The sequence below is a fragment of the Sphingomonas sp. SORGH_AS_0870 genome (genome assembly GCF_031453175.1).
Classification (GTDB): domain Bacteria; phylum Pseudomonadota; class Alphaproteobacteria; order Sphingomonadales; family Sphingomonadaceae; genus Sphingomonas.
Genome location: NZ_JAVIYW010000002.1, coordinates 3,260,896 through 3,286,399, shown reverse-complemented (window position 1 = coordinate 3,286,399; position 25,504 = coordinate 3,260,896). Strand labels below are relative to the sequence as shown.

Sequence of the window (25,504 nt, the reverse complement as noted above, 5' to 3'; positions counted from 1 at the left end):
GGCGGCCCAGCGGGGTTGTTCAGGAGGTTGCATGACGATCGTCGATACGCCGTCACCCAATTTCGACGCGCGTCAACTGCCCGTAACGATGATCGTGTTGCACTATACCGGGATGCAGGACGCGGAATCGGCGATCGCCCGGCTGCGCGATCCGGAGGCCAAGGTGTCGTGCCATTATCTGGTGGCCGAGGACGGCACGGTGATGCGCATGGTCGACGAGGACAAGCGCGCCTGGCATGCAGGGCGTTCGCACTGGCGCGCGATCGAGGACGTCAATTCGGCGAGCATCGGGATCGAGATCGTCAATCCCGGCCATGACTGGGGCTATCGGCCCTTTCCCGACGAACAGATCGCGGCGGTGATGGAACTGGTCGCCGACATCCAGCGCCGCCACGGCATCACGCGCGGCAACATCGTCGGTCATTCGGATATAGCGCCTGCCCGCAAGCGCGATCCCGGCGAGCTGTTCCCCTGGGGTGCGCTGGCCCGTCGGCGGCTGGCGCTGCCGCGCCCGACCAAGAACCTGATGGACCCGATGTGGACCGAGGCGGGCTTCTGCCTGGCGCTGGAGCGGTTCGGCTATGACGTGACCGACCGGATGGCGGCGATCATGGCGTTCCAGCGGCGCTTCCGCCCCGAGTTGATCGACGGCGAGATCGATGCGGAGTGCCGGATGATCCTGCTCGCGCTGCTGCTGCCCAGGCCGCAGGGGGATGATTGAGGGGCCGGGACGTGGGCTTCGACTACGCTCAGCCTGAACGGCTCTTTGGATTGATACATAACGCCGTTCAGCCTGAGCGAAGTCGAAGGCCACGCCCCGCCGCCGCCCACAAACCCCTTGCCCTCCCGCCCATTCCCGCTACACGCACCCCCAGTCAGAGGGCCGGGCGGCCGCGGCCTCGGGAAACCGGGGGCGAGGAAAGTCCGGGCTCCACGGAACGACGGTGCCGGGTAACGCCCGGCGGGGGTGACCCCAGGGACAGTGCCACAGAGAGCAGACGGCCACGGCTTCGGCCAGGTCAGGGTGAAAGGGTGCGGTAAAAGCGCACCGCGGGTCCGGTAACGGAAACGGCATGGCAAACCCCACCGGGAGCAAGACCGAATAGGGACGGCATGGCGCCTTTAGGCGTCGGGGTGTGTTCCCACCCGCTGTCCGGGTTGGTTGCTTGAGGCGATGTGCAAGCATCGTCCTAGAAGAATGGTCGCCCATCCGGCTTGGCCGGTGGACAGAACCCGGCTTACAGGCCCTCTGGCTGATCCTTGCGAACGGGCCCCGATCAGGAGCCCAGCGTGCTGGAATTGATGATGATATTCTTGCCCTGCGATTTGGCCGTGGGCGAGCCCTTGGCGATCAGGTCGACGACCTGGTCGGGGCGGGGCAGGGCGTTGAACGAGGGATAGCTGCTCGCGCTGGCGTCGACATCGTTCAGCCGCACCGTGTACGACTTGGTCTTGCGCTTTTCGATCTGGCTCATCAGGTCGGGAAAGACGTCGACCGTCCGTCCGGCATCCGCGAGCGCGATCATATAGCCGTCGCTGTCTTCCCCCTCCCGGCGATACACCCCGAACATGGTCGTGGCGATGCCGTCGCGGCAGAGCGGGGCAGCCGGCGTGACGGGTTCGGCCTTGGGGTTCGCCTTGTCCTTTTCGGCCTGATCCATGACGGCCGCGTTCATCAGGAGGGTGAACAGCGGATTGGAACTGCTCGACTTTTCCAGCTTGGCCTTGGGCAGATGCGCGAAGTCGGTCTGCGTCGCGCAAGCGGCGACCGGCGCCGCCGGGCCCGGATAGGCGGGGGTGGTCGCGATGGCGGGCTTCAGCGCGGCGATCATCTCGTCCATCCTGGCGTCGAGCGCGTTCGCGGTCAGCTTTTCGGCGGTCAGCCGCACGACCAGCAACCATTCGCCGATCGGCATGACCGCCAGAGAGGTGCTGCGATAGGGGCTGCTGAGCAGCGACCAGCTCTGGCGCAAGGCCACCGCCGGGCCCGAGCCGCTCGGCGCGAAGGCGATCGGATCGGCGCTGGCGGGGGCGCCCTTGTCGAAATTCCGGCGCTCCTCGATCGCGATGCGCGAGCGGTCGAACCATAGCGGCACGCTGGGCACCGCCGGGTGGAACAGGAACAGCGTGGCGAAGACGCTCTTGTCCGGGCTTTCCAGCTTGACCGCAATGTCATGCTCGGTGGTGGTGGCGTCGGTGATCGCGACCCGGTTCAGCCCGGCGACGCTGGACCGGACGATCAGCCGCGTCTGGGCGTGCATCCAGCCCTTGTCGGCCGGAACCGCCAGATCGCGCGCCGAAGCCGTCCCCGCCACCATCGCCGCCGCCAGCGCCGCGCCATACCAGAACCGCATGTCATCCTCCCCCATGGATGACGCGGAGGCTAGGCGCTCCCCGGACCGCGATCAAGCACGGTCAGACCAGGACCTTGTCCGGTCGCTCCAGCCCGTCGAGATCGGTGTCGGCGTCGATCTCCAGCAGGGTTTTGATATGTCCGTCGCGAATGTCATAGACCCAGCCGTGCAGCCAAAGCTCGCGCTTCTCGGCAAAGGCCTTCTGGATGGTGTTCAGCCGGGCGAGATGGCGCAGCTGCTCCATGACATTGACCTCGACCAGCCGGTTGACCTTGGCCGCCTCGTCGGGCTGGGCGTCGATTTCCTCGCGGTGGCGGTGGAGCACGTCGCGCGCATTGCCCAGCCACTGGTCGACCGGCCCCTCGGTGCCGCCCTTCAGCGTCGCCAGAACCCCGCCACAGCCATGATGCCCGCACAGGATGACATGGCGAACCTTCAGCACGTCGACCGCATATTGGACGACCGACAACAGGTTCAGGTCGTCGTCATGGACGAGGTTGGCGATGTTGCGGTGCAGGAACATGCCCCCCGGCGGGGTCATCGTCATCTGCTCGGGCGTCACCCGGCTGTCCGAACAGCCGATCCACAGGAAATCGGGCTTTTGCCCCACGGTCTGCCGCTGGAAGAAGTCGACCTTCTCCTCGAGCAGTTCGGTCGCCCAGGCCTTATTGGCGAGCAGCAGCTGCTTATATTCCCTCATGCGTAGCGCACTCCGGTCGATGGGGCCTTGATCAGCGGCGCGGTCCGTTCGGCGACGTCGCTGCGCACGATCACGGTGATCCCGCGATAATCGGCGCCCTTGATGAAGGCATTGATGATGTCGACATTGTCCAGGTCGACATAGGAGGTCGAGGACAGGTCGATCAGCAGATTGGCGCCGTCCGGCACCTTGGCCAGCGCCTTCTGCAACTCGTACTTATGGATGAAGTACAGGTTGCGCCGCGCGCGGATCAGGCAGTCGCCATCGTCATAGGCATAGGTCAGCGCCGGGCGGAAATTGCGCGCCACGACGAAGACGAAGCCGACGGTCAGGCCGATCAGGATGCCGATCAGCAGGTCGGTGCGCAGGATCGCCAGGATGGTGACGATGAAGGGGATGAACTGGCTCCACCCCTGCTTGTACCGCTCGGTGAACAGCTTGGGCTTGCACAGTTTGTAGCCGGTGGCGATCAGCACGGCGGCGAGCGCGGCCAGCGGGATCAGGTTCAGCACCGCCGGGATCAGTGCGACCGAGATCAGCAGCCAGGTGGCGTGCAGCATGGTCGACAGCTTGCTCTCCGCGCCCGAATCGACATTGGCCGAGGAGCGTACGATCACCGAGGTGACGGGCAGGCCGCCGAGCAGGCCCGACACGATGTTGCCGCCGCCCTGCGCCATCAGCTCCCAGTTCTTGTCGGTGGTGCGACGGCGCGGATCGAGTTCGTCCACCGCCTTGACGCTGAGCAGCGACTCCAGGCTGGCGACGATCGCCAGCGTGATCGCGGTGGTCCACACCGCGCCCATGCCGATGGCGGAGAAATCGGGCAGCTGGAACTGGCCGACAAATTCCGACGCGCTGCCGGCGACCGGGACGCGGACCAGATGACTGCCCGCCAGCTGCCATTCGGGCCGCACCGCGCCCAGGACCATGTTGCCGACCACGCCGATCACCACCACGACCAGCGGACCAGGGAGCAGGCGCAACGGGCCCTGCTTGGGCTTGGCGTGATCCCACCAGAACAGGAAGGCCAGCGACACCGCCCCGATCAGCACCGCGCCGGGCGCGATGTCGCGGCTGACGCTGGACCACAGATCGGTGAAGGTGTTGCCGCCCGCGCGGCTGGCATATTCGAAGCTGCCCTCGAAATCGCCGTCATAGCCGATCGCATGGGGAATCTGCTTCAGGATCAGGATCAGGCCGATCGCCGCCAGCATGCCCGTAATGACCGACGAGGGGACGAACTCGGCCAGCACGCCCGACCGCGTGAAGGAAAAGGCGAGCTGGAGGACGCCCGCCAGCACCACCGCCAGCAGGAAGACCTGGAAGCTGGGCAGCCGCTCGATCGCCTCGAACACGATCACGGTCAGGCCCGCGGCGGGCCCCGCGACCGACAGCGGCGACTTGGACAGGAAGCCGACGACCAGCCCGCCAACGATCCCGGCGATCATGCCCGCGAAGGGCGGCGCGCCCGAGGCGACGGCGACGCCCAGGCAGAGCGGCAGCGCGACGAGCGCCACCACGATCGAGGCCGGCACATCCGCTCTTGCGGTGGCCAGGAAGGAAGGACGCTCGGCCACGATCGCTCCGTGAAATGAGTGGGTGCAGCATATGCCCGATACGGACGTGAACATATGATGACGTCCGTGTCATGAACGAGCCGTGGTCGGACGGTCAAGCATTTCGCACGGCGATTTTGGCCGTGCATGACGCAAAGCAGCGCCACGATGCTTGCACCGCCGCGCAACTCGCCTAAATCGGCCGGGTGGCGCGATCTTCTACCCGATCCAATGACTGGGGCTTTCCTCGCTGGCGCAGCTATGGCGCGGCGCGGGAGGCCAAGCCCGTGCGAATCTGCGACCGGCATGGCTGCGACCAGCCGGGCAATTGCCCCGCGCCCAAATCGCCCAACAGCCCCGACCGCTGGTATTTCTGCGAGGCGCATGCCGCCGAGTATAATCGCGGCTGGGACTATTTTCAGGGGCTGAGCGCCGAGGAGGCCGCCGCGCGCGAGGCGTCCGAACGGCGGACCAGTGCGGGCTATGCCCAGTCCAAGCACCAGGCCTGGGCCGGGCCGGGCGACGGCACCCGCTCGCGCGACGAGATGCGCGCGCTCGAGGCGCTGGGGCTGGAGGCGGATGCCGAGTTCGACCTGATCCGCGCGACCTGGCGGGGGCTGGCCAAGGCCAACCATCCCGACATCCGCCCCAACGATCCCGACGCGGCGAAGAAATTCCAGCAGGTCCAGGCCGCCTATGAGGTCCTGCGCGCCGCCGAGGAGCGGCGGAGCTGGAAGCCCGAATGATCCGCCGCGCCAAGGCGGATTGGGAAGCGACGGTTCTGATCTGCGGCAAATGCTCGAAAAAGGTCGGCGGTGGCTTCGGCCCCAAGGGCAAGACCCCGTTGGCCAAGGCGCTGCGGCGGATCTTCGGCAAGGGGCGCAAGGCCTCGGTCGGGGTGATCGAGACCAAGTGCCTGGGGCTGTGCCCGAAGAATGCGGTCACGCTGGTCGACGGACGGCGTCCGGGCGAATGGCTGGTGGTGACGCCGGACGAGGATGTCGAGGCGATCGCGGCGCGAGTGGGGCGGGGGGCTTAGGGTTTTAGCGGGGGCTCGGTGAGACCCCATGCCCTCCCCCATCCCCTCCCGCGCGCGGGAGGGGAGCGGCCAGAGGCTTGGGCGGGGGGTCAGGCGGCCGAGCTTCTGTTGGCGGGGAACAACGCTAGCCACGAAGCACGCCCCTCCCGCAAGCGGGAGGGGATGGGGGAGGGCATGGGGTCTCACCGAGCCCCAACCCACAAATCAATACCGCCCCGCCGTCTCCCGGATCAGCGCGATCATGTTCGGAATCCCCTGGGTCCGGTTCGAACTCAGCTGGTTCTTCAGGTCGAACGGTGCCAGCTCGCCCTCGATATCGGTCGCCAGGATGTCGGCGGGCGTCCGGTCCTGCACCGTCTTGAGGACGAGGGCGATGATCCCCTTGGTGATCGCCGCGTTCGAGTCCGCCAGAAAGTGCAGCCCTTCGCCATCCCCCTTGGTCGGATAGACCCAGACCGAGGCCGAGCATCCGCGCACCAGCGTCGCGTCGGTCTTCAACGCCTCGGGCATCGGCTCCAGCGCGCGGCCGAGATCGATCAGCAGGCGATAGCGATCGTCGGCGTCGAGGAATTCATATTCGTCGCGGATTTCGGCAAGGTCGGACATGGCAATGTCCGCTACCCGGTGCATGCGCCGACGACAAGCCGGTGGTCGCCGGTCGGTGGTGGGACGAGCAAGGGGAGGGCCATTCCCGCTTGTCCCGCGCCCCTTCTTACAGGTCGACGCCTGCGGCGATGGCTTCCAGCTTGCGGATGCGTTCCTTCAGGTCCGCCATTTCGATCCGCGACGAGGCGGAGCTTGCGGGCGGGTAGGGCATGTCGTGCGCGCGGTCGAACTCGCGGCTCTTGAGCTGCAACCAGCCGCGCCATCCGGCCAGCCCTGCGGTGACGATCATCGCCAGCCCCGCAAGGCCTGCGGTCGCGATCACGATGTAAAGATTGGTGTCGGTCATGATCCGGGCTCCCTGTCCGTATCAATGGGTGGATTAGCGGTCGCGCAGGCGTTCGATCTCGCGGTCGAGATCGATGCTCTTGTGCTGGTCGGTGATGACGCGTTCCAGAACCTGGATACGCTCCTTGAGCTGCTGGATTTCACCGCGCAGCGCCTGGGTGTCGCGGGCGCCTTCGCCGCGCAGATGCTCGACGATGTCGAGGCCGGGCGAGCGGCGATGCTTGGACTTGAAGATGCTGGCGATCATGACGATCGCGACGATCATGACGACCATGAACTGTGATCCGGACATGGCGGAAACTCCCCTTTATTCTTGTTGTCAGTGTTCGATGCGGACGGGCGTCTCGCCCGGTACGCGCAGGCCGTCTATCTCGTTGCTCAGCGCCAGGCCGCGATCGGTGACGATCCGTTCCAGCACCCGGACCCGCTGTTCCAGCTTCTCGGTCTGGGCCGCATATTGCGCGGCCTTCTCCGCGACCATCGAGGCTTCGGTGGCCAGCCGCTTTTCGCGATAGGCGAACCAGGGCTTCAGGAACACGCCGCCGATGATGGCGACCAGGCCGCAGCTGATGCCCAGGATCGGGATCAGAATGCCGAGGACGGGAACGATGTCCTTCATGATCCGCTCTCCCTCAGCGATCGCGCAGCGCGTCGATTTCGCGGGCGGTTCGCTCGGCGGGGTCGGTGGCGATGCGCTCCAGCACCGCGATCCGCTCCTCGAGGCGCGAAACCTGGCCGACCAGCTTCTGGTTCTCGGCGGTCAGCAGTTCGACCTTGCGTTCGTCGGCCATGCCGGTCTTGCCGACCATGCCGCCCCATTCGCCGTCCAGGCTGTACCCGTGCTTGGCACGGATCCAGGTGGTGACGACCCAACCGATCGTCGACATCGCGATGATCGCCAGGACGAAACCCGGTCCTCCCCAAGACATAATCCATACTCCCATAGGATAGTTGATGTGCAGGCCGGGCTCAGCGCAGGCTGTCGATCTCGTCGGCGAGCTGGCGGTTGCGGCTGGTGTAATGCAGTTCGATATCGGCGAGGCGGCGGTCGATGTCGCGGAACTTCGAGCGGACCTCGGCGGTCGAGCGGCGCGGATTGCTGCGCACGCCCTGCCAGAACTTGGCGTCCTCGTCCGACTGGTACAGGCCCAGCGGCTTGGCGTTCGCCATCCAGGCGATCAGCATATAGGCGATCGGGACCCAGGGCATGCCGACCCCGGTGATGGTCAGCAGGACCGCGGCGACGCGGACCCACATCACATCGACGCCGGTATAGTCGGCGATGCCCGAGCACACGCCCTTGAACTTGGCATTCTGCTTGTCGAGGTAGAAATTGGTGCGGCTGGCGGTCATCTCAATTCCTCCGATCGAGGCTGTAGTCGTGCTGGCCGAGGCGGCTTTCGGAGCGCCATTCGGACTGCGACAGGCCGGGTTTGAAGTTGGGATTGTCGGCGGCGACGATCCGCTCGACGGTGTGAAGCCGATCTTCGAGCCGCCGGGCGAGCATATGAAGTTCGTCGAGCAGCTGCTCGTCCTCATGGGTGATCTTCGGCGCCTGCTTCCACTTGGTGACATAGTGCAGGATCAGCCAAGGCAGCGCGACGAAGAGCGAGCCGAAGAGGATGAAGGGTACAGCGACGTCGTCCATCTCACTCTCCCTTGTTCAGGCGCGCCTTGAGCGCGGCGAGTTCGGCATCGACCCGGTCGGAGGCGCGCAGCTCGGCGATTTCCTCCTCCAGCGTCTTCGGGCTGGCACCCAGGCCCAGCGCTTCCGCTCGGCCCTCGGCCTCGTCCACCTTGCGCTCGAGGATGTCGAAGCGGCTGAATGCGTCATGCGTCTTGGGGCCGTTCCACATCTCGCGCAGGCGATAGCGGTTGTTGGCGCTTTCCAGACGGGTCTGGACCGCATTCTGCTTGGTCCGCGCCTCGCGCAGCTTGTTCTGCAGCTTGGCGATATCCTCTTCCGACGCGCGCAGCGCATCGTCGAGCACCTGGACCTCGGCCTTTAGCTGGTCGGCCATGTCGGCGGCCTTCTGACGCTCGATCAGCGCGGCCTTGGCCAGATCCTCGCGGTCCTTCGACAGCGCCAGCTCGGCCTTTTCGGTCCAGCTGTCCTGAAGCTGGTCCAGCTTCAGGATGTGGCGGCGGATTTCCTTCTGGTCGGCGATCGTGCGGGCGGCGGAGGCGCGCACCTCGACAAGCGTTTCCTCCATTTCGAGGATGATCATGCGGATCATCTTCGCGGGGTCTTCCGCCTTGTCCAGCAGGTCGGCGAAATTGGCGGCGACGATGTCGCGGGTGCGGGAGAAAATGCCCATCGGATACTCCTTGATGGCGGAATGCGTGATTATGCGATCGGCGTCTCGATCGCTGCAACCGGGGCCGTGGCGGTGGCGACATGCGCGGGGGCGAGGGCGCCCAGCAGGCAGGTGGCGCTCATCACGACGGTGCAGGCGATGGCGGCGATCTGGCGGGTGACGTTGGTGGCGAACATGGTGGAAACTCCCTGATATCTTTGTTTCGGTCCGCTCGGTGGCGGGATGCCAGAAGCATTGCAGGGTGCGTGCCAATTTCAAAAATGGCGTAAAATCAACATTTTGTGAAATAGTTGCGGCGCGGCAACGATTGCGCCCTTGCCAAGGCTTGGGAAATTCCGCCACCTGTTGGGAATGGAGCGAACGAGTCAGGTCATCGGCCAGTCGGGGGCCTTTCTGGATGCGCTGGAACGGGCGAGCCGCGCCGCCGCGCTCGATCGCCCGGTGCTGGTCATCGGCGAGCGCGGGACCGGCAAGGAGCTGGTCGCCGAGCGTCTCCACCGCCTGAGCGGACGATGGGACCAGCCGCTGGTCGTGATGAACTGCGCCGCGCTGCCTGAGTCGCTGATCGAGGCCGAATTGTTCGGCCATGAGGCGGGCGCCTTCACCGGCGCGACCAAGGCGCGCGCGGGGCGGTTCGAGGAGGCCAATGGCGGGACTTTGTTCCTGGACGAACTCGGCACGCTGTCGATGGCGGCGCAGGACCGGCTGCTGCGCGCGGTCGAATATGGCGAGGTGACGCGGATCGGCTCGTCGCGGCCGTTGCGGGTCGATGTCCGCATCGTCGCCGCGACCAACGAGCATCTGCCCGACAAGGTCGCCGCGCACCAGTTCCGCGCCGACCTGCTCGACCGGCTGTGTTTCGAGGTGGTGACGCTGCCCCCCTTACGCGCGCGCAAGAGCGACATCATGGTGCTGGCCAATCATTTCGGGCGGCGGATGGCGGCCGAGATCGGCTGGAACGACTGGCCGGGCTTTGGCGCGGCGGCGACCGATGCGCTGATGGAGCATCGCTGGCCCGGCAATGTCCGCGAGCTGCGCAACGTGGTCGAGCGCGCCGTCTATCGCTGGGACCGGGAGGGGCCGGTGGACGCGATCGAGATCGATCCGTTCCGCTCGCCCTATCGTCCGCAGGGCCAGTCGCCCGCCGCCGCGAAAAGCGAGGGGGCGGGGCAGGGGAGCACCCCCGTGCCGCCCAATGACGGCGACGAGGTGGCGGCATGCGAGGTCGGCCCGTCCGACTTCAAGTCGCGCGTGGCGCGGTTCGAGCGCGAGCTGCTGACCAAGGCGCTGGCCGACAATCGCTTCAACCAGCGGGCGACCGCCGAGTCGCTGGGATTGTCCTATGACCAGCTTCGCCATGCGCTTCGTCGCCATGATCTGATCGGAACGGTTGCGTAACTCCGTTCGGGGAGCCATTTGAGACGCCCGGCGTTGCCACAGGCAAACCCCAAAGGAGCATTTACGATGGCTTTCGAACTGCCGCCCCTTCCGTACGACTATGACGCGCTGGAGCCGGTCATCTCCAAGGAGACGATGACCTTCCACCACGACAAGCACCATGCCGCCTATACCAACAAGCTGAACGAGGCGGTTGCGGCGGACTCGTCGCTCCAGGGCAAGTCGATCGAAGAGATCCTGGCGACCATCTCGTCGGCCCCGGCGGTCGTCCGCAACAATGGCGGCGGCTTCTGGAACCATGACTTCTTCTGGAAGATCATGACCAAGCCCGGCACGACCCAGCCCTCTGGCAAGCTGGCCGAGGCGATCGAGGCGTTCGGCGGTCTCGACAAGCTGAAGGAAGAGTTCAACACCAAGGGCGCGGGCCAGTTCGGTTCGGGCTGGGCCTGGGTGATCGCGGATGCCGAGGGCAAGCTGAAGGTCACCTCGACCCCGAACCAGGACAACCCCCTGATGGACGTCGTCGCCGACAAGGGCACGCCGATCCTGGGTAACGACGTGTGGGAACACGCCTATTACCTGACCTATATGAACGACCGTCCGGGCTATCTGAAGGCCTGGTGGGACGTCGTGAACTGGGACGAGGCCGGTCGCCGGTACGAGGCGGCGGTCGCGTAATTTCGCGGCTATCCGGTTCGGATAAAGGAAAGGGCGGCTCCGCGAGGGGCCGCCCTTTCTGGTTCCTGTACCCTAAAAATGTGCTCCACCCCGGCGAAGGCCGGGGCTCAGTTGCCACCAAGTCGAGGTTGTGCTGGAGCGGCGAGGGGGAGGCAAATGCCACCGGCCGCCATTGCCTCCCACGCGGAGTCTGACCGCGCCTCCCAACTCACCGCAACTGGGCCCCGGCCTTCGCCGGGGTCGTGCCGGGAGTGGGGAGGATCGTCACTCCACCGGCGGTTCGTCCACCTTGGCGGCGTCGGCGTTCAGCCCGTGCTTCAACAGCATCGGAATATTCGCGACGGCAAAGCCCAGCGTCAGCGGCATCGCGCCCCACAGCTTGAAGCCGACCCAGAAATCCCAGGTCGAATTGCGCCACACCGCCTCGTTCAGCACCGCCATGAAGGCGAAGAAGATCGCCCAGTTGCGGGTCAGCTTGCGCCAGCCCTCGGGCGTCAGCCCCGAATAGACACTGCCCAGCACCATCTGGATCAGCGGCCGCCCGGTCACCAGCCCGAAGAACAGCATTGCCGAGAACATCGCATAGACGATGGTCGGCTTCATCTTGATGAAGCGCTCGTCATGGAAATAGAGGGTCAGCCCGCCGAACACGACAACCAGCGCGCCCGACAGCCACAGCATCGGCGAAATGCGCCCCAGCTTCACCTTGCTGATGATCATCGACACCACGGTCGCCGCCATGAAGACGCCGGTGGCGACCAGCACGCGGGTCAGCGGTCCTATCGGCGCCAGGAAATTGACCGCAAAGAACAGGACCAGCGGACCATATTCGATCCCCGCCTTCAGGCCGGCGCTCGCCTCCTTCTCGGGGGCGCTCATTTGCGGCCTCCCTCGATGCCCGCGATGATCCGGCTGACCTCATTGGCGTCGAAGGGGCGCAGGTCGGTCATGCCCTCGCCGACGCCGATCGCATGGATGGGCAGGCCGTATTTCTCCGCTGCCGCGACCAGCACGCCGCCGCGCGCGGTGCCGTCCAGCTTGGTCATGACCAGCCCGGTGACGCCCGCGACGTCCTTGAACACCTCGATCTGGTTGAGCGCGTTCTGGCCGGTGGTCGCGTCGAGGACCAGCAGGATGTCATGCGGCGCCTCGGGGTTCAGGCGACCCAGCACGCGGCGGATCTTGGACAGTTCGTCCATCAGCTCGCGCTTGTTCTGAAGGCGTCCGGCGGTGTCGACGATCAGCACGTCGATGCCGGTCGCGGTCGCCTGTTTCACCGCCTCATAGACGATGCTCGCCGCGTCGCCGCCTTCCTTGCCCGACACGATCGGCACGCCCACGCGCTCGGCCCAGGTGGCGAGCTGGCCGATGGCGGCGGCGCGGAAGGTATCGCCCGCCGCCAGCATCACGCCGTAATCCTGCTCCATGAACAGATGCGCCAGCTTGGCGATGGTCGTCGTCTTGCCGGACCCGTTGACGCCGATGACCAGGATCACCTGCGGCCGGGGGAAAGCGTCGATCTCCAGCGGCGTGGCGACCTTGGCCAGCGCCTTCTCCACCTCCTCGGCGACGACCAGGCGGATGCCGAGGTCCTCCATATTCCGCTCGAAGCTGCCATCGGCCAGCCGGTTGCGGATATGGCCCGCCGTTTCGGGGCCGAGATCGGAGGCGATCAGCGCTTCCTCGATCTCGTCCAGCGTCTCCTCGTCGAGCCGTGCGGTGCCCAGGCCGGCGAGATTGCCGACCAGCCGATCCGAGGTGCGACGGAAACCGCCGAGCAGCTTTTCGTGCCAGGAGGAGGAAGAACTCATGCCAATTGTCCGATCAGATGGGTTTCGGTCGCCGCCGTGATCCGAACGCGGGCGATGCTGCCCGGTTCGGCGGCGGGGGAAAAATGGATGTCGGCGAAGTCGGGCGCATGGCCGCGCGTGCCCGGCCGCTCGACCAGAACGTCGCGGGTCGCACCGACCTGGCGCGCCAGCCAGTCGCGGCGGCGGCGCGCGGCGGCTTCGCGCAGCTTGGCGGCGCGTTCGCGGCGCAGCGGGTGGGGCACCTGCGGCATCCGCGCGGCAGGGGTGCCGTCGCGCGCCGAATAGGGGAAGATATGCGCATGGACGATCCGACAATCGTCGATCAGCGCCAGTGTATCCGCCGCCATCGCCTCGTCCTCGGTCGGGAAGCCCGCGATCAGGTCCGCGCCGATCGCGATATCGGGTCGCGCGGTCAGCAGCCGCTCGACGATCGCCACCGATTGCGCGCGGTTGTGGCGGCGCTTCATCCGCTTGAGGATCAGGTCGCTGCCCGCTTGGAGCGACAAATGCAGGTGTGGCATCACCCGGGCCTCACCCGTCACCAGCTCGAACAGCCGGTCGTCGATCTCGATCGAATCGAGCGAGGACAGCCGCAGCCGGGGCAGGGCGGGGACGTGGGTCAGGATCCGTTCGACCAGAAGGCCTAGGCTGGGCTGGCCGGGCAGGTCATGGCCATAGCTGGTCAGGTCGACGCCGGTCAGCACGACCTCCCGGTGGCCCAGCTCGACCGCGCGTGCGATGCGCTCGATCACCAGCCCGGCGGGGACCGAGCGGCTGGGGCCGCGCCCGGTAGGGATGATGCAGAAGGTGCAAGCGTGGTCGCAGCCATTCTGAACTTCCACGAACGCCCGCGCATGGCCCGCAAAGGCGGCGGCCAGATGCGGTGCGGTCTCCACCACGCGCGACAGGTCGGCGACCAGCATCGGTTCGGCCGAGGCCCAGCTTTCGGGGCGCAGCTTGTCGGCATTGCCCAGCACGCGCGCGACCTCGGGCATGGCGGCGAAGCTGGCGGGGTCGATCTGCGCCGCGCATCCCGTGACCACGATCTGCGCATCGGGCCGCGCCTTGGCCGCGCGGCGGATCGCGGCGCGGGTCTGCTTGACGGCTTCGTTGGTGACGGCGCAGCTATTGACGACGACCATGTCCCCCCGACCAGCGGCAAGCGCGCGGATCGTTTCGCTTTCGGCGATGTTGAGGCGACAGCCCAGACTGATGATCTCGGGCCCAGGGAGGGACGACATGACCGCCGATCTAGGGATGGATGAGGCACGTGTCCACGCGGAGACGCAGGACATTCTCGACTTCTGGTTCGGTCTGCCGCCCGAGAAGCACTTCGCGAAGGACGACGAACTCGACCGGATCATCGCCGAACGCTTCGGAGCCTTGCGCGACCGGGTGCTGGCGACCGAGGCGATCGGCTGGCGCGACGATCCCGACACGCTGCTGGCCGCGATCCTGTTGCTCGACCAGTTTTCGCGCAATCTGCATCGGGGTTCTGCCCAGGCCTTTGCCGCCGATCCGCTGGCGCTCGACCTGTGCCTGACCGCGATCGATGCGGGGTGGGAGGATCGCTACCCGCCCGAACGGCTGGCGTTCGTCTATATGCCGCTGATGCATGCCGAGTCGCGCGCGATGCAGGATCTGAGCGTCGCCAAGTTCACCGAGCTGGGGCGCGAGACCAATCTCGCCTTCGCGCGCGATCACCGCGACGTCATCCGGCGCTATGGCCGCTATCCCAGTCGGAACGAGGCGCTCGGCCGGGCGACGACCGAGGCGGAGCGCGATTATCTCAGCCAGCCAGACGCGGGCTGGTAGAAGTGCTGGCGGCGATGCCGGCCAGCAGCCGCTTCTCCGCCAGCAACTGGCGCACCTGCGCCAGATCAAGCGGCGGACCGTAAAGCGGCCCCTGGCCATGCGCGCAGCCGATCTCGCGCAGCCGCTCCTCGGTCCCGGCGTCGCGCAGGCCCTTGGCCGCGATCGGCAGGTGCAGGCTGTCGCCCAGCTGGACGATGGCGGTGACGATCGCGCTGCAATCGGGGTCGGCGATCATGTTGCGGATGAAGTCGGGATCAATCCGCACCCGGTCGAAGGGCAGCGCGCGCAAATGGGCGAGGCTGGAATAGCCGCTGCCGAACGCGTCGAGCGCCAGGGCGATACCTTGGTTCTTCAGGCTGAGCACGATCGTCTGGGCCAGCGCCATATTGGCGAACAGCGCATGCTCGGTGATCTCGATCTCCAGCCGATGCGCGGGAAAGCCGCATTCGGTCAGCGTCTTGATGACCTTCTGCGCCAGCCAGGCGTCCTGGAACTGCGAGGCGGCCAGCGGGAAGGACAGGGTCAGCGACGGGTCCCAGTCGCGCGCGCTGGCCATGGCCTGTCGCATCAGCGCCAGCGATACCTCGCCCGACAGCCCGCACGCCTCGGCGACCGGCATGAAACGGTCGGCCGAGATACAGCCCAGCGTCGGATGATCCCAATGGCCCGACACCTCGAACCCGGTCAGGCGCGCGGTGCCCAGATCGACCTGCGCCTCGAAACGCGGACAGATGTGGTTGTGCGCCAGCGCGATGCGCAGGTCGGCGATGATCGCGTTGCGTTCGGCCATCGCGCTTTCCATCGCGGGGTCGAACCATAGCGGTTTGCCGTCTCCGCGCGTCTTGGCGGCGATCAGCGCGAGATCGGCCTTGCGCACCAGCTGGTCGATCGTCGCCGACATCCCCTCGACCTGCGCCATGGCGATCGCGGCGCGGGGGGCGAGTTCCTGGTCGGTCAGCCGGACGGGCTGGCCCAGGCGGATCGCGAGCCGCTCGGCCAGCCTTTCGATCCGGTCGCGGCCACGCGGCGCGACGGGTATGAGGCAGCCGAAACAGTCGCCCTCGAACCGCGCGACGATCGCCTCGGACGGGGCCTCGTCGCGCAGGACCTTGGCGACATGCTGGAGCAGCGCGTCGCCCGCTTCATGGCCGAAGGAGCCGGCGATGGCGCGGAACCGGTCGATGTCGAGCAGCAGCAGCGCGACTCCGCGCTGGCGCCGATACGCCGTCGCGATCATCCGTTGCCCGGCGTCGTGGAAGAAGGGGCGGTTGGCCAGTCCGGTCAGCGGGTCATGCTGGTCCGGCACGCTCGTCCGGTTCGGACGCCTGGCGGGCAATCGCCAATAGACGATGGTCAGCGCGATCGCGGCGGCGAACAGCACGATCTTGGCCGGTGTGTCATGGCCGAGTTCGATCAGCAGGATGGCGATCGCGACCAGCAGCGCGCCACCCGCCACGGCCATGGCGAAGAACCGCGTCGAGGCCATCGGCTTGGCTGTGATGTCGGACGGACCCCGCATGGCGAATGGTTCGCATGTAAGGAGTGTACAACAGGTTAACGCCGCGATGTGGCGGCCATGGCTTGCGCGCGTCCGGCTTTTGCCATAAGGACCCCGCCGAAGTTCCGTCGCGGAACGTGAAGAGAAGCGCCCAAGGGTGCACGCTGGCCGGCGAGGTTTCGCCCGCCGGCGCTTTTGCGTTTGGACGGGCGGCGTTGGTGTTTGAACCCCGGTCCCCGGACCGGCGTAATGAGGTGAGGCGATGTTCGACAGCTTGAGCGATCGGCTTGGCGGCGTTTTCGACCGCCTCCGCGGCCGTGGCGCGCTGACCGAAGCGGATGTCCGCACCGCGATGCGCGAGGTTCGCGTCGCGCTGCTCGAAGCCGACGTCGCGCTGCCCGTCGCCCGCGACTTCGTCGACAAGGTGACCGAACAGGCGATCGGCCAGAACGTCCTGCGCTCGATCACGCCGGGCCAGCAGGTCGTCAAGATCGTCCATGACGCGCTGGTCGCGATGCTGGGCGCGGATGCCAGCGAGCTGCTGCTCGACGTGGCGCCGCCCGCCGTCGTGATGATGGTCGGCCTCCAGGGCTCGGGCAAGACGACGACGACCGCCAAGATCGCCAAGCGGCTGTCGAGCGCCAGCCTGTCGGGGCGCGAGCGCAAGAAGGTCCTGATGGCCTCGCTCGACGTCAACCGTCCGGCCGCGCAGGAGCAGCTGGCGACTTTGGGCACCCAGGTCGAGGTCGCGACCCTGCCGATCATCGCCGGGCAGCAGCCGGTCGAGATCGCCCGGCGCGCGATGCAGGCCGCCAAGCTCCAGGGCTATGATGTCCTGATGCTCGACACCGCCGGTCGCCTGCACGTCGACCAGGCGCTGATGGACGAGATGAAGGCGGTGGCGGACATCGCCCGGCCTCAGGAAATCCTGCTCGTCGTCGACTCGCTGACCGGCCAGGACGCGGTGAACGTCGCGACCAGCTTCTCGGAGCAGGTGCCGCTGACCGGCGTGGTGCTGACCCGCATGGACGGCGATGCGCGCGGCGGTGCGGCGCTGTCGATGCGCGCGGTCACGGGCAAGCCCATCAAGTTCGCCGGTGTCGGCGAAAAGATGGATGCGCTGGAAGCCTTCCACCCTGAACGGGTCGCGGGTCGCATTCTCGGCATGGGCGACGTCGTCAGCCTCGTCGAGCGCGCGGCCGAGACGATCCAGCAGGAAGATGCCGAGCGCATGGCCAAGAAGATGGCCAAGGGTCAGTTCGACATGGACGACCTGCGCGGCCAGCTCCAGCAGATGCGCCGCATGGGCGGCCTGGGCGCGCTGGCGGGTATGATGCCCGGCATGAAGAAGGCGCAAGGCGCGCTGGCCGAGGCCGGTGGCGACAAGATCCTGCTCCGCATGGATGCGATCATCACCTCGATGACGCCCAAGGAGCGCACCAAGCCCGAGCTGATCAACGCCAAGCGCAAGATCCGCATCGCCAAGGGTTCGGGCACCACGGTGCAGGACGTGAACAAGCTCCTGAAGATGCATCAGGAAATGTCCACGGCGATGAAGAAGATCAAGAAGATGGGCGGCATCAAGGGCATGATGTCGATGCTGGGCAAGGGCGGCCTTGGCGGCCTGGGCAATGCGCTGGGCGGTCCGCAGATGGGCGAGATGCTCAACAAGGCGGGCAGCAACGGCCTGCCCGGCGGCGGCCTCGGTGGTCTGGGCGGCGGCAAGCTGCCCGACGGAATGCCCAAGCTTCCCCCCGGCTTCGAGAATCTTCTCAAGAAGAAATAACCCCCGCGCCGGACGGAACGCCGGTAATTTTGAACTTTTACTCCAAGGACTGAAATATGGCTCTCAGCATTCGTCTGTCGCGTGGTGGCTCCAAGAAGCGCCCTTACTACCGCATCGTGGTGGCCGACGCCCGTGCGCCGCGCGACGGCAAGTTCATCGAGAAGATCGGCAACTACAACCCGCTCCTCGCCAAGGACAATGAGCAGCGCGTGCAGCTCGACGCCGAGCGCGCCAAGCACTGGCTCGCCAATGGCGCGCAGCCGACCGACCGCGTCGCCCGCTTCCTGGACGCCGCCGGTGTCCGTGAGCGCGCCGCGCGCAACAACCCGAACAAGGCGAAGCCCGGCGAAAAGGCCACCGAGCGCGCCGAAGAGCGTGCCGAGAAGCTGAAGGCCGCTCAGGAAGCCGCCAACGCTCCGGCCGAAACCGCCGAGGCCTAATCGGCCTTGATCCTGGATGGGCACCGGTCGGTCACGATCGGGCCCGTCCCAGGCATCGGAATGCGGGGCCATGCGTTCCCCCAAGCCCATGGCTTAGGAGAAGAGCATGACCCCGCCGACCGAACCCGATCCCCGGACCGCACCCGACGACCATGACGACGCGACCAACCAAGGCGTCTCCGCCCCCGACCCCGCCGAAGGCGGCGACGACACCCCCAACGGGGAAAGCGACTCCCCCAGCGGGTGAGCCGCACGTCACGCTGGCGGTCATCATCGGCGCGCATGGCATTACCGGCGAAGTTCGGTTGAAGGTCTTTGCCGACGATGTGTCGGCCTATCGCTCATTCAACGGCGGTGCGCTGACGCTGAAATCGGCGCGTGACGGTTCGAACGGTGTGATCGCGCGCTTCGCCGAGGTGACCGACCGCAATGCCGCCGAGGCGCTGCGGGGCACCGAACTGACGGTGCCGCGCTCGGCGCTTCCTCCGCTGGAGGAAGGCGAATATTATCATGCCGACATTATCGGCCTTGCCGCGATCGCCAGCGATGGCGAGGAGCTGGGCCATGTCGCGCTGATCGAGAATTTCGGCGCGGGCGACGTGCTCGAGATCGAACGACCCGATGGCCGCCGCTTCATGGTGCCGATGAAGGTCGAGGCGGTGCCCGAATGGGATCGCGAGCGTCTGATCGTGGAACGCGCCTTTATCGCCTGATCGGCTGTTGCCGGTCGAGCATGTTGCGGATCGTCGTGGCCGCGACCCCCGCCTCGCCCATGGCGTGGCTGATCTGATCCAGTCCCTTCACCACATCCCCTGCCGCGAACAGGCCGGGGACCGAGGTGCGTTGATGGTCGTCGACCTCCAGGCAACCGCCGGGGTCCGCCTTCGCGCCCGCTGCGATCGCCAGCTCCGACCGGATACGCGACCCCAGCGCCGGATAGACGCTATCGAAGCGCATCCGCCCCCTGGCGGTGTCGAGCGCCAGCTGGTCTCCTTCGACCGCCCAGCCGCCGCACGGGCCGTCGACCCGTGCGATCCCCGCATCGTCCAGCGCCTCAGCACAGGCGGGGTCGAGCGCATGCTCGGCCTCCGGGGCGATCAGCGTCACGTCACGGGTGAAGCCTCGCAGGAACAGCGCCTCGCGCATGCCATGATCGCCGGTGCCGATCACGCCGACCCGCTTGTCCGTGACCTCATAGCCATCGCAGACGGGGCAATAGCGGAGCAGCCCGCGCTCCAGCGCCGGGTCATGGACTTCGGGCAGCAGATGGCGGGGCCGGTGATTGACCACGCCGGTCGCCAGCAGGACGCTGCGGCTGTGATAGGTCGCGCCGTCGGTGGTGACGCGAAAGCCCTCGTCCTGTGGTTGGATGCCGGTCACGCGGTGCGGGATGCAATGCGCGCCGTAACGTCGGGCCTGCTCGTACATCCGGGCGAGCAGGGCTTTGCCGCTGATCCCGTCGGGATAGCCGGCATGGTTATGGGTGCACGGGATCATCGCGGCCCGGCTCGATCCGCTGTCGAACAGGCGGATGCGCAGATGATAGCGCGCGAGATAGATGGCGGCGGTCAGCCCGGCAGGCCCCGCGCCGATGATGATGCAATCGTCCATGGCGCAGCCAAAGCGCCACGCGGCGCAACGTTCCTTGGCGGGAAAGGCGGTTTGATGTATATACGCGGTGTATATACGGAGGCGATATGGGCAAGGATTATCAGGCCAAGGTCTTCCGCTCGGGCAACTCGCTCGCGCTGCGCCTGCCCGCCGCGCTGGGCCTGACCGAGGGGACCGAGATGACGTTGCGCGAAGAACAGGGGCGTTATGTGTTCGAGCCCGTCCAGGCGCCGCGCAAGACGATCGACCTGACGGGGATTGCGGGGTCGATGCCGTGGCTGGAGCCGCTGACGCGCGAGGAACGCGAAATGGAACCGCGCGAGCTGGACTGGGACGGAAAGCTGCTCGGCCGTGATTGAGCCGCGCTATCTGCTCGACTCGAATATCTGCATCTATGTGCTGCGCGATGCAGGGGGGCGGGCCGCACAGCATCTGGCGACCTGCGAGCCCGGCAGTGCGGTGGCATCGGCGATCACTTATGCCGAGATCATGCGCGGGCTGGAACGTCATGGCGCGGAGGCGATTGCGGCATTTGATCGCTTTTTCGAGCGTGTCCCGATATTGCCGTTCGACCGGCGTGCCGCATCTGCCTATGCGACGATTCCATTCCGCCGGGGGCGGTTCGATCGATTGATCGGCGCGCATGCCCTGGCGACCGGGCTGACGCTGGTGACCAACAACGAGGCCGACTTCGCCGACATCCCCGGCCTGACCATCGAGAATTGGACGCTGTGACCTTTCGCGCAACGATATTGACACTCTATCCGGAGATGTTTCCGGGACCGCTCGGGGCTTCGCTGGCGGGGCGGGCGCTGCGCGAGGATCGCTGGGCGCTGGAGACGGTGCAGATCCGTGACTTCGCCACCGACAAGCATCGCTCGGTCGACGATACGCCCGCTGGCGGCGGCGCGGGCATGGTGCTGCGCGCCGATGTGCTGGCGGCGGCGGTGGACTCGGTCGCCGACGACCGCCCCGTGCTGGCGATGACGCCGCGCGGCCGCCCCCTGACCCAGCCGCGCGTGCGCGAACTGGCGGCGGGGCCGGGCGTCACCGTGCTGTGCGGCCGGTTCGAGGGGTTCGACGAACGCTTGTTCGAGGCGCGCGGCATCGAACAGGTGTCGATCGGCGACTATATCCTGTCGGGCGGCGAGATGGGGGCGCTGGTGCTGCTCGACGCTTGCGTTCGGCTGCTTCCCGGCGTAATGGGCGCGGCTTCCAGTGGAGTCGAGGAAAGCTTCGAAAGCGGCCTCCTCGAATATCCGCAATATACCCGACCCGCCGAGTGGGAAGGGCGCACGATCCCTGAAGTGCTGCGATCGGGGGATCATGCGAAAATCGCAAAATGGCGTCATGCCAGGGCTTGCGAGGATACACGGTCAAGGCGGCCGGACCTTTGGGAACGTCATGAGGGCGTTCGGGTCGGTCGCCCTCTGGCGCGCGGCGACGATTGAGGAATAGTGTCATGAACGTGATCCAGCAGATCGAAGCTGAGCAGATCGCCAAGTTCAACGAGACGAAGAAGATCCCCGAATTCCGCCCCGGCGACACGCTGAAGGTCGGTGTGAAGGTCGTCGAAGGCGAGCGCACTCGCGTCCAGTTCTATGAGGGCGTCTGCATCGCCCGCGCGAACAAGGGCATGGGCTCGTCGTTCACCGTCCGCAAGATCTCCTTCGGTGAGGGCGTGGAGCGCGTCTTCCCGCTCTACTCGCCGAACGTCGACTCGATCGAAGTGGTTCGTCGCGGCGCCGTGCGTCGTGCGAAGCTCTATTACCTGCGCGGCCGCACCGGCAAGTCGGCGCGTATCGCCGAGCGTCGCGATCCGCGTCCGGCCAAGGGCACCGCTGCCGCCGAGTAATCGGTGCGGCGTACCGCTTGCGGTTCGACAGGAAAGGGCGGTGGCACCACGGTGCCGCCGCCCTTTTTCTTTGTGCCAAATGACCGTTCAGCCCGACAGAATACCGCCCCCCGTTCAGCCTGAGCGTAGTCGAAGGCCACGCTTCAATGCTCGCCACCTCATGGGGCAAGGGCATCCCTTGGCCTTCGACTTCGCTCAGGCTGAACGGGGGGATGGGTAAGGGGCGTTACCCCCCGAAATTGTACAGCCACATCTTCGGCTCGCCGGTGGGCCGGGGCGTGCCGTCCAGCCTTTTGGCGGTCATGATCCGCACGGGCTTCAGGATCATCTGGCCCTTCATGGCGTCCAGCCCGCCGCCCGAGGGCTTGGCGAGGATCTTCTTCACCGTGTCCATGCCCGCCACGACCCGGCCGAAGGCGGCATAGCCCTGATAGCCGGGACGCGCGTCCATGCCCGGCGTGGGGCCGACCGTGATGAAGAAATTGCCGCCCGCCGAGTCCGGCGACTGCCCCCGCGCCATCGAAATGGTGCCGTCGAGATGCTTGAGCCCGGTCTTCGCCGTCGTCTCGAGCGGGAAGGGCGGCAGGATGCGCCGCGCGTCGGTGCGGATGCCGCCCTGGACGAAGCCCTCCTTCGGGTTCCGCTTGTCGCGCGCGGTGCGGTAGAAGACCGTCCCGTCGAATCGCCCGTCATCGACATAGGCCAGGAAATTCTTCGACGTCGCGGGCGCGTGGCGCGTGTCGAGCGCGACGACGATCGGCCCTTCGGAGGTGTTGATCTGCACCCGGACATAGCCGGGGCGGGGGACATTCTGGTTGGCGGGCGCGGCGGCGACCAGCAGGGCGACCAGCGGGAGCAGGCATTTCATCCGCCGGGGATTATCGCCCCCGGCCGCGATTGTGGAGCCCAAACCCATGAGATGCGCCGAATGGCGGCCCCGATCAGGCGGTCAGATCGCGCGTGAAGAACTGGTTATGCGGACTGGGCTGGTAATCGGCAAAGGCCTCGCAGGATCGGAAGCCCGCGCTGCGATACAGCGCGACGGCGGGCTGATAGGGCGGCGTGGTTCCCGTTTCCAGGCTGATCCGATCATAAGCGCGGCGCTGCGCCTCCGCGATGACATGGTCGAGCAGCGCACGGCCGATGCCCCGGCCCAGAAAGTCGGGCGCGACCCGCATGGATTTCACTTCGCCATGCCGGGTGTCCAGTTGCTTCAGCGCGGCGAAACCGGCCAGCGCGGGGCCGTCCCAGATCGTCCAGAAGGAGATACCGAGATCGGCCAGCGCCGAGGCGTCGAGCGCGAAGGAAAATTCCTCCGCCTCGCCGCGCATATCGCGCAGGTGATAGGCGAGCAGATCGGCGACATGCGGCGCGGTCGGATCGTCGAGGCGAATTTCCATGTCAGTCCCTTGGGTCCAGCGTGCGAGACGGCTGATGGGGGCAGTCTATCGCGGTCCGGATGGGGGCGGCAGGCAATGGTCCACAAAAAAGCCGCCGACCGGGTGGTCGACGGCTTTTCCGTTTCGTGGCGTCCGACCTTACTGGTCGAGGAAGCTGCGCATCTTGCGGCTGCGGCTGGGGTGCTTCAGCTTGCGGAGCGCCTTGGCCTCGATCTGGCGGATACGCTCGCGCGTGACCGAGAACTGCTGGCCTACCTCTTCCAGCGTGTGGTCGGTGTTCATGCCGATGCCGAAGCGCATGCGCAGCACGCGCTCCTCGCGCGGGGTCAGGCTGGCCAGGACGCGGGTGACTGTTTCCTTCAGATTGGCCTGGATCGCCGCATCCACCGGGATGACCGCGTTCTTGTCCTCGATGAAGTCGCCCAGGTGCGAATCCTCCTCGTCGCCGATCGGCGTTTCGAGAGAGATCGGCTCCTTGGCGATCTTCATCACCTTGCGCACCTTCTCCAGCGGCATGGAGAGGCGTTCGGCCATCTCTTCCGGGGTCGGCTCGCGGCCCTGCTCGTGCAGGAACTGGCGGCTGGTACGGACCAGCTTGTTGATCGTCTCGATCATGTGGACCGGGATGCGGATGGTCCGCGCCTGGTCGGCGATCGAGCGGGTGATCGCCTGCCGGATCCACCACGTCGCATAGGTGCTGAACTTGTAGCCGCGGCGATATTCGAACTTATCGACCGCCTTCATCAGGCCGATATTGCCCTCCTGGATCAGATCCAGGAACTGCAGGCCGCGATTGGTGTATTTCTTGGCGATCGAGATGACGAGGCGCAGATTGGCCTCGACCATTTCCTTCTTGGCGATACGCGCCTCGCGCTCGCCCTTCTGCACCATGTTCACGATGCGGCGGAATTCGGTCAGCGCCATGCCGGTCTGCTGCGAAATCTCGGCGATCTCGCTGCGGATGCGGTCGACCGTGGCGGCTTCGTTGGACGCGAAATTGCCCCACTTCTTGTCGAGCCCGCGCACCGTGTCGAGCCAGTTCTCGTCCAGCTCGTGACCCAGATAACGGTCGAGGAAGTCCTTGCGGTTGACCTTGTGCCGCTCGGCCAGGCGAAGCATCTGGCCGCCCAGCGCGGTCAGGCGGCGGTTGAAGGCATAGAGCTGGTCGACCAGGAATTCGATCTTGGCGTTGTGGAACTGGACGCTCTCGACCTCGGCGGTCAGCTCTTCGCGCAGCTTGTGATACTTGCGCTCGTCCGCCGCCGACAGCTCGCCGCCCAGTGCCATGGCTTCCAGGCGCTGCTGCTGGACCTTCGAGAATTTCTTGTAGATGTTCGTGATGTTGGCGAACTTCTCCAGCGCCTGCGGCTTGAGCGTCTCCTCCATCTGGGCGAGGCTGAGGGTGTTGTCCTCCTCCTCGTCCTCGGCGCGCGGGCCACGGCGCTCGCCGCCCTCGTCATCCTCGTCGATCGAGGGCTCCTCGGGCTCTTCCTCTTCCTTGAACTGCGGACCGGCGTTCTTGGCGCTGATCTCGCCATTGTCGTCCTCGTCCTCCTCGCCCAGATTTTCCGGGCCGGCGTCCTTGGACAGCATGGCGTCGAGATCGAGGATCTCGCGCAGCTGCATCGTGCCTTCGTTCAGCGCGGTCGACCAGTCGATGATCGCGTTGAAGGTGATCGTGGCTTTCGCACAGCCCCAGGATCATCGTGTCGCGACCCGCCTCGATCCGCTTGGCGATGGCGATCTCGCCCTCGCGCGACAGCAGCTCGACCGCGCCCATTTCGCGCAGGTACATGCGGACCGGATCGTCGGTGCGATCGACGGTTTCCTTCTTCTTCGCCTCGGGCTGGGGGCCGGAATCGACGTCGCCATCGCTGGCCTCGGCGTCGTCGGCCTCCTCCTCGGACTCGCCGTCCTCGCCCTGCTCCTCATTCTCGACGATATTGACGCCCATCTCGTTGAGGGCGGCCATGATATCCTCAAGCTGGTCGGAGGACATCTGGTCCTGCGGCAGCGCCTCGTTCAGCTGGTCATAGGTGATGTAGCCGCGCTTCTTGGCACGCGCGATCAGCTTCTTGATCGACGCTTCGTTCAGGTCGATCAGCGGCGCATCGCCCGTTTCCGTGGTATCGGTCGTATCCGCCGCCATATTCGCCTTCGCCATCAAATGCCCTCGGGTCTCAATGCCCGGCCTCTTTCACGCACGCCGCCGGTTTGGCAAGCGGGTGAGGGGGCCATGCGTAATTTTCCAGTGTGGGCGTGGGTCGCCCAATATGCCCCGGATATGGGGCGCG

The 25,504-nt window shown here is 66.4% G+C and carries 32 protein-coding genes, 1 other RNA gene and 2 pseudogenes; 15 read left to right on the top strand and 20 right to left on the bottom strand.

Annotated features, from left to right (window positions below):
- Positions 1–31 precede the first annotated feature (31 nt).
- Both QE363_RS15205 and rnpB read left to right on the top strand, forming a co-directional pair.
- Positions 32–721, top strand: a complete 690-nt coding sequence (locus QE363_RS15205) for an N-acetylmuramoyl-L-alanine amidase (protein ID WP_307099972.1) — start codon at positions 32–34, stop codon at positions 719–721.
- A gap of 154 nt (positions 722–875) precedes the next feature.
- Positions 876–1,257: RNase P RNA component class A (gene rnpB / locus QE363_RS15200), an RNA gene on the top strand.
- A 20-nt stretch (positions 1,258–1,277) separates the two neighbouring features.
- Here the strand turns inward: rnpB and QE363_RS15195 are convergent.
- The 3 genes from QE363_RS15195 to QE363_RS15185 form a co-directional block, all read right to left on the bottom strand.
- On the bottom strand, positions 1,278–2,354 hold the full coding sequence (locus QE363_RS15195) for a hypothetical protein (RefSeq protein ID WP_309696575.1): 1,077 nt from the start codon (positions 2,352–2,354) through the stop codon (positions 1,278–1,280).
- 61 nt (positions 2,355–2,415) lie between these two features.
- On the bottom strand, positions 2,416–3,054 hold the full coding sequence (locus QE363_RS15190) for a carbonic anhydrase (RefSeq protein WP_309696573.1): 639 nt from the start codon (positions 3,052–3,054) through the stop codon (positions 2,416–2,418).
- Entirely contained in the window at positions 3,051–4,631 is a 1,581-nt protein-coding gene (locus QE363_RS15185) for a SulP family inorganic anion transporter (RefSeq protein ID WP_309696571.1), read from the bottom strand. The genes QE363_RS15190 and QE363_RS15185 overlap by 4 nt, the downstream gene beginning before the upstream one ends.
- Positions 4,632–4,816: 185 nt before the next feature.
- Between QE363_RS15185 and QE363_RS15180 the strand changes: the two genes are divergently transcribed.
- Positions 4,817–5,356: a J domain-containing protein gene (locus QE363_RS15180; RefSeq protein ID WP_307099963.1), complete on the top strand. Its 540-nt coding sequence runs from the start codon at positions 4,817–4,819 to the stop codon at positions 5,354–5,356.
- The gene (locus QE363_RS15175; RefSeq protein WP_309696568.1) at positions 5,353–5,649 is read left to right on the top strand and encodes a (2Fe-2S) ferredoxin domain-containing protein; all 297 of its coding nucleotides are present in this window, start codon (positions 5,353–5,355) and stop codon (positions 5,647–5,649) included. Before QE363_RS15180 ends, QE363_RS15175 begins: the two co-directional genes overlap by 4 nt.
- 204 nt (positions 5,650–5,853) lie before the next feature.
- Here the strand turns inward: QE363_RS15175 and QE363_RS15170 are convergent, their stop codons facing one another.
- The 9 genes from QE363_RS15170 to QE363_RS15130 all read right to left on the bottom strand — a co-directional run bounded on the left by QE363_RS15170 (position 5,854) and on the right by QE363_RS15130 (position 9,094).
- Positions 5,854–6,255, bottom strand: coding sequence for a SufE family protein (locus tag QE363_RS15170; RefSeq protein ID WP_307099959.1), 402 nt, complete (start codon positions 6,253–6,255; stop codon positions 5,854–5,856).
- A gap of 106 nt (positions 6,256–6,361) precedes the next feature.
- Positions 6,362–6,601: a hypothetical protein gene (locus QE363_RS15165; protein ID WP_307099956.1), complete on the bottom strand. Its 240-nt coding sequence runs from the start codon at positions 6,599–6,601 to the stop codon at positions 6,362–6,364.
- A gap of 33 nt (positions 6,602–6,634) precedes the next feature.
- The gene (locus tag QE363_RS15160; protein ID WP_307099954.1) at positions 6,635–6,892 is read right to left on the bottom strand and encodes a hypothetical protein; all 258 of its coding nucleotides are present in this window, start codon (positions 6,890–6,892) and stop codon (positions 6,635–6,637) included.
- 27 nt (positions 6,893–6,919) lie between these two features.
- Positions 6,920–7,219 carry a hypothetical protein gene (locus QE363_RS15155; RefSeq protein WP_309696564.1) on the bottom strand — a complete coding sequence of 100 codons (300 nt, stop codon included), beginning with the start codon at positions 7,217–7,219 and terminating at the stop codon, positions 6,920–6,922.
- 13 nt (positions 7,220–7,232) lie between these two features.
- Positions 7,233–7,529, bottom strand: coding sequence for a hypothetical protein (locus QE363_RS15150; RefSeq protein ID WP_307099949.1), 297 nt, complete (start codon positions 7,527–7,529; stop codon positions 7,233–7,235).
- Positions 7,530–7,569: 40 nt separating this feature from the next.
- Entirely contained in the window at positions 7,570–7,953 is a 384-nt protein-coding gene (gene pspC / locus QE363_RS15145) for an envelope stress response membrane protein PspC (protein WP_307099947.1), read from the bottom strand.
- Position 7,954: 1 nt separating this feature from the next.
- Complete coding sequence (gene pspB, locus QE363_RS15140) at positions 7,955–8,248, bottom strand: envelope stress response membrane protein PspB (protein WP_307099945.1); 294 nt, start codon at positions 8,246–8,248, stop codon at positions 7,955–7,957.
- A gap of 1 nt (position 8,249) precedes the next feature.
- On the bottom strand, positions 8,250–8,918 hold the full coding sequence (gene pspA, locus QE363_RS15135) for a phage shock protein PspA (RefSeq protein WP_307099944.1): 669 nt from the start codon (positions 8,916–8,918) through the stop codon (positions 8,250–8,252).
- A gap of 29 nt (positions 8,919–8,947) precedes the next feature.
- Positions 8,948–9,094: a hypothetical protein gene (locus QE363_RS15130; protein WP_309696560.1), complete on the bottom strand. Its 147-nt coding sequence runs from the start codon at positions 9,092–9,094 to the stop codon at positions 8,948–8,950.
- 175 nt (positions 9,095–9,269) lie between these two features.
- Between QE363_RS15130 and pspF the strand changes: the two genes are divergently transcribed.
- Together pspF and QE363_RS15120 are read left to right on the top strand one after the other, a co-directional pair.
- A complete protein-coding gene (gene pspF, locus QE363_RS15125) occupies positions 9,270–10,316 on the top strand; it encodes a phage shock protein operon transcriptional activator (protein ID WP_309696558.1) in 1,047 nt (348 codons plus the stop codon).
- Between the two features lie 66 nt (positions 10,317–10,382).
- Positions 10,383–10,994, top strand: a complete 612-nt coding sequence (locus tag QE363_RS15120) for a superoxide dismutase (RefSeq protein WP_309696556.1) — start codon at positions 10,383–10,385, stop codon at positions 10,992–10,994.
- Positions 10,995–11,258: 264 nt separating this feature from the next.
- On the opposite strand, the gene QE363_RS15115 is transcribed toward QE363_RS15120, so the two are convergent.
- From QE363_RS15115 to mtaB, 3 genes are read right to left on the bottom strand one after another with little or no spacing between them, the layout of a single operon-like run.
- On the bottom strand, positions 11,259–11,873 hold the full coding sequence (locus QE363_RS15115) for a septation protein A (RefSeq protein WP_309696554.1): 615 nt from the start codon (positions 11,871–11,873) through the stop codon (positions 11,259–11,261).
- Positions 11,870–12,805 carry a signal recognition particle-docking protein FtsY gene (gene ftsY, locus QE363_RS15110; protein WP_309696552.1) on the bottom strand — a complete coding sequence of 312 codons (936 nt, stop codon included), beginning with the start codon at positions 12,803–12,805 and terminating at the stop codon, positions 11,870–11,872. The genes QE363_RS15115 and ftsY overlap by 4 nt, the downstream gene beginning before the upstream one ends.
- Complete coding sequence (gene mtaB, locus QE363_RS15105) at positions 12,802–14,046, bottom strand: tRNA (N(6)-L-threonylcarbamoyladenosine(37)-C(2))-methylthiotransferase MtaB (protein WP_309696550.1); 1,245 nt, start codon at positions 14,044–14,046, stop codon at positions 12,802–12,804. Before mtaB ends, ftsY begins: the two co-directional genes overlap by 4 nt.
- Between mtaB and QE363_RS15100 the strand changes: the two genes are divergently transcribed.
- Positions 14,045–14,620, top strand: coding sequence for a DUF924 family protein (locus tag QE363_RS15100; protein WP_309696548.1), 576 nt, complete (start codon positions 14,045–14,047; stop codon positions 14,618–14,620). The two genes, mtaB and QE363_RS15100, sit on opposite strands and share 2 nt — an antisense overlap.
- On the opposite strand, the gene QE363_RS15095 is transcribed toward QE363_RS15100, so the two are convergent.
- Positions 14,595–16,139, bottom strand: a complete 1,545-nt coding sequence (locus tag QE363_RS15095) for an EAL domain-containing protein (protein WP_309696546.1) — start codon at positions 16,137–16,139, stop codon at positions 14,595–14,597. The two genes, QE363_RS15100 and QE363_RS15095, sit on opposite strands and share 26 nt — an antisense overlap.
- A 241-nt stretch (positions 16,140–16,380) precedes the next feature.
- Here QE363_RS15095 and ffh point away from each other — a divergent pair, with 241 nt between their 5' ends.
- The 4 genes from ffh to rimM all read left to right on the top strand — a co-directional run bounded on the left by ffh (position 16,381) and on the right by rimM (position 19,057).
- The gene (gene ffh, locus QE363_RS15090) at positions 16,381–17,904 is read left to right on the top strand and encodes a signal recognition particle protein (RefSeq protein ID WP_309696544.1); all 1,524 of its coding nucleotides are present in this window, start codon (positions 16,381–16,383) and stop codon (positions 17,902–17,904) included.
- A gap of 56 nt (positions 17,905–17,960) precedes the next feature.
- Positions 17,961–18,344, top strand: coding sequence for a 30S ribosomal protein S16 (gene rpsP / locus QE363_RS15085; RefSeq protein WP_307099925.1), 384 nt, complete (start codon positions 17,961–17,963; stop codon positions 18,342–18,344).
- Positions 18,345–18,450: 106 nt separating this feature from the next.
- Positions 18,451–18,591, top strand: a complete 141-nt coding sequence (locus tag QE363_RS15080) for a hypothetical protein (RefSeq protein WP_309696541.1) — start codon at positions 18,451–18,453, stop codon at positions 18,589–18,591.
- Positions 18,592–18,604: 13 nt separating this feature from the next.
- Positions 18,605–19,057 carry a ribosome maturation factor RimM gene (gene rimM / locus QE363_RS15075; protein ID WP_309698220.1) on the top strand — a complete coding sequence of 151 codons (453 nt, stop codon included), beginning with the start codon at positions 18,605–18,607 and terminating at the stop codon, positions 19,055–19,057.
- On the opposite strand, the gene QE363_RS15070 is transcribed toward rimM, so the two are convergent.
- Entirely contained in the window at positions 19,047–19,955 is a 909-nt protein-coding gene (locus QE363_RS15070; RefSeq protein WP_309696539.1) for an NAD(P)/FAD-dependent oxidoreductase, read from the bottom strand. The two genes, rimM and QE363_RS15070, sit on opposite strands and share 11 nt — an antisense overlap.
- An 86-nt stretch (positions 19,956–20,041) precedes the next feature.
- Here QE363_RS15070 and QE363_RS15065 point away from each other — a divergent pair, with 86 nt between their 5' ends.
- The 4 genes and pseudogenes from QE363_RS15065 to rplS all read left to right on the top strand — a co-directional run bounded on the left by QE363_RS15065 (position 20,042) and on the right by rplS (position 21,810).
- Entirely contained in the window at positions 20,042–20,314 is a 273-nt protein-coding gene (locus tag QE363_RS15065; RefSeq protein WP_309696538.1) for an AbrB/MazE/SpoVT family DNA-binding domain-containing protein, read from the top strand.
- Entirely contained in the window at positions 20,307–20,690 is a 384-nt protein-coding gene (locus QE363_RS15060) for a type II toxin-antitoxin system VapC family toxin (protein WP_309696536.1), read from the top strand. Before QE363_RS15065 ends, QE363_RS15060 begins: the two co-directional genes overlap by 8 nt.
- Positions 20,687–21,402 (top strand): annotated as a pseudogene (gene trmD / locus QE363_RS15055) (tRNA (guanosine(37)-N1)-methyltransferase TrmD); the annotation flags it as partial. The gene QE363_RS15060 and the pseudogene trmD, both read left to right, overlap by 4 nt.
- Before the next feature lie 15 nt (positions 21,403–21,417).
- Positions 21,418–21,810: a 50S ribosomal protein L19 gene (gene rplS / locus QE363_RS15050; protein ID WP_058733020.1), complete on the top strand. Its 393-nt coding sequence runs from the start codon at positions 21,418–21,420 to the stop codon at positions 21,808–21,810.
- A gap of 226 nt (positions 21,811–22,036) precedes the next feature.
- Here the strand turns inward: rplS and QE363_RS15045 are convergent, their stop codons facing one another.
- The 3 genes and pseudogenes from QE363_RS15045 to rpoD form a co-directional block, all read right to left on the bottom strand.
- Positions 22,037–22,678, bottom strand: a complete 642-nt coding sequence (locus tag QE363_RS15045) for a peptidylprolyl isomerase (protein ID WP_309696534.1) — start codon at positions 22,676–22,678, stop codon at positions 22,037–22,039.
- Positions 22,679–22,751: 73 nt separating this feature from the next.
- On the bottom strand, positions 22,752–23,210 hold the full coding sequence (locus tag QE363_RS15040) for a GNAT family N-acetyltransferase (protein ID WP_309696531.1): 459 nt from the start codon (positions 23,208–23,210) through the stop codon (positions 22,752–22,754).
- 138 nt (positions 23,211–23,348) lie between these two features.
- Positions 23,349–25,374: pseudogene (gene rpoD, locus QE363_RS15035) on the bottom strand (RNA polymerase sigma factor RpoD).
- Between the last annotated feature and the right edge of the window lie 130 nt (positions 25,375–25,504).

Bases quoted from the DNA above. Each gene is read 5' to 3' on its own strand.
- QE363_RS15205 (WP_307099972.1), top strand. From the start codon at position 32: ATGACGATCGTCGATACGCCGTCACCCAATTTCGACGCGCGTCAACTG.
- QE363_RS15195 (WP_309696575.1), bottom strand. From the start codon at position 2,354: ATGCGGTTCTGGTATGGCGCGGCGCTGGCGGCGGCGATGGTGGCGGGG.
- QE363_RS15190 (WP_309696573.1), bottom strand. From the start codon at position 3,054: ATGAGGGAATATAAGCAGCTGCTGCTCGCCAATAAGGCCTGGGCGACC.
- QE363_RS15175 (WP_309696568.1), top strand. From the start codon at position 5,353: ATGATCCGCCGCGCCAAGGCGGATTGGGAAGCGACGGTTCTGATCTGC.
- QE363_RS15170 (WP_307099959.1), bottom strand. From the start codon at position 6,255: ATGTCCGACCTTGCCGAAATCCGCGACGAATATGAATTCCTCGACGCC.
- QE363_RS15165 (WP_307099956.1), bottom strand. From the start codon at position 6,601: ATGACCGACACCAATCTTTACATCGTGATCGCGACCGCAGGCCTTGCG.
- QE363_RS15160 (WP_307099954.1), bottom strand. From the start codon at position 6,892: ATGTCCGGATCACAGTTCATGGTCGTCATGATCGTCGCGATCGTCATG.
- QE363_RS15155 (WP_309696564.1), bottom strand. From the start codon at position 7,219: ATGAAGGACATCGTTCCCGTCCTCGGCATTCTGATCCCGATCCTGGGC.
- QE363_RS15150 (WP_307099949.1), bottom strand. From the start codon at position 7,529: ATGTCTTGGGGAGGACCGGGTTTCGTCCTGGCGATCATCGCGATGTCG.
- pspC (WP_307099947.1), bottom strand. From the start codon at position 7,953: ATGACCGCCAGCCGCACCAATTTCTACCTCGACAAGCAGAATGCCAAG.
- pspB (WP_307099945.1), bottom strand. From the start codon at position 8,248: ATGGACGACGTCGCTGTACCCTTCATCCTCTTCGGCTCGCTCTTCGTC.
- pspA (WP_307099944.1), bottom strand. From the start codon at position 8,918: ATGGGCATTTTCTCCCGCACCCGCGACATCGTCGCCGCCAATTTCGCC.
- QE363_RS15130 (WP_309696560.1), bottom strand. From the start codon at position 9,094: ATGTTCGCCACCAACGTCACCCGCCAGATCGCCGCCATCGCCTGCACC.
- pspF (WP_309696558.1), top strand. From the start codon at position 9,270: ATGGAGCGAACGAGTCAGGTCATCGGCCAGTCGGGGGCCTTTCTGGAT.
- QE363_RS15120 (WP_309696556.1), top strand. From the start codon at position 10,383: ATGGCTTTCGAACTGCCGCCCCTTCCGTACGACTATGACGCGCTGGAG.
- QE363_RS15115 (WP_309696554.1), bottom strand. From the start codon at position 11,873: ATGAGCGCCCCCGAGAAGGAGGCGAGCGCCGGCCTGAAGGCGGGGATC.
- ftsY (WP_309696552.1), bottom strand. From the start codon at position 12,805: ATGAGTTCTTCCTCCTCCTGGCACGAAAAGCTGCTCGGCGGTTTCCGT.
- QE363_RS15100 (WP_309696548.1), top strand. From the start codon at position 14,045: ATGACCGCCGATCTAGGGATGGATGAGGCACGTGTCCACGCGGAGACG.
- mtaB (WP_309696550.1), bottom strand. From the start codon at position 14,046: ATGTCGTCCCTCCCTGGGCCCGAGATCATCAGTCTGGGCTGTCGCCTC.
- QE363_RS15095 (WP_309696546.1), bottom strand. From the start codon at position 16,139: ATGCGGGGTCCGTCCGACATCACAGCCAAGCCGATGGCCTCGACGCGG.
- ffh (WP_309696544.1), top strand. From the start codon at position 16,381: ATGTTCGACAGCTTGAGCGATCGGCTTGGCGGCGTTTTCGACCGCCTC.
- rpsP (WP_307099925.1), top strand. From the start codon at position 17,961: ATGGCTCTCAGCATTCGTCTGTCGCGTGGTGGCTCCAAGAAGCGCCCT.
- QE363_RS15080 (WP_309696541.1), top strand. From the start codon at position 18,451: ATGACCCCGCCGACCGAACCCGATCCCCGGACCGCACCCGACGACCAT.
- QE363_RS15070 (WP_309696539.1), bottom strand. From the start codon at position 19,955: ATGGACGATTGCATCATCATCGGCGCGGGGCCTGCCGGGCTGACCGCC.
- QE363_RS15065 (WP_309696538.1), top strand. From the start codon at position 20,042: ATGGGCAAGGATTATCAGGCCAAGGTCTTCCGCTCGGGCAACTCGCTC.
- rplS (WP_058733020.1), top strand. From the start codon at position 21,418: ATGAACGTGATCCAGCAGATCGAAGCTGAGCAGATCGCCAAGTTCAAC.
- QE363_RS15045 (WP_309696534.1), bottom strand. From the start codon at position 22,678: ATGAAATGCCTGCTCCCGCTGGTCGCCCTGCTGGTCGCCGCCGCGCCC.
- QE363_RS15040 (WP_309696531.1), bottom strand. From the start codon at position 23,210: ATGGAAATTCGCCTCGACGATCCGACCGCGCCGCATGTCGCCGATCTG.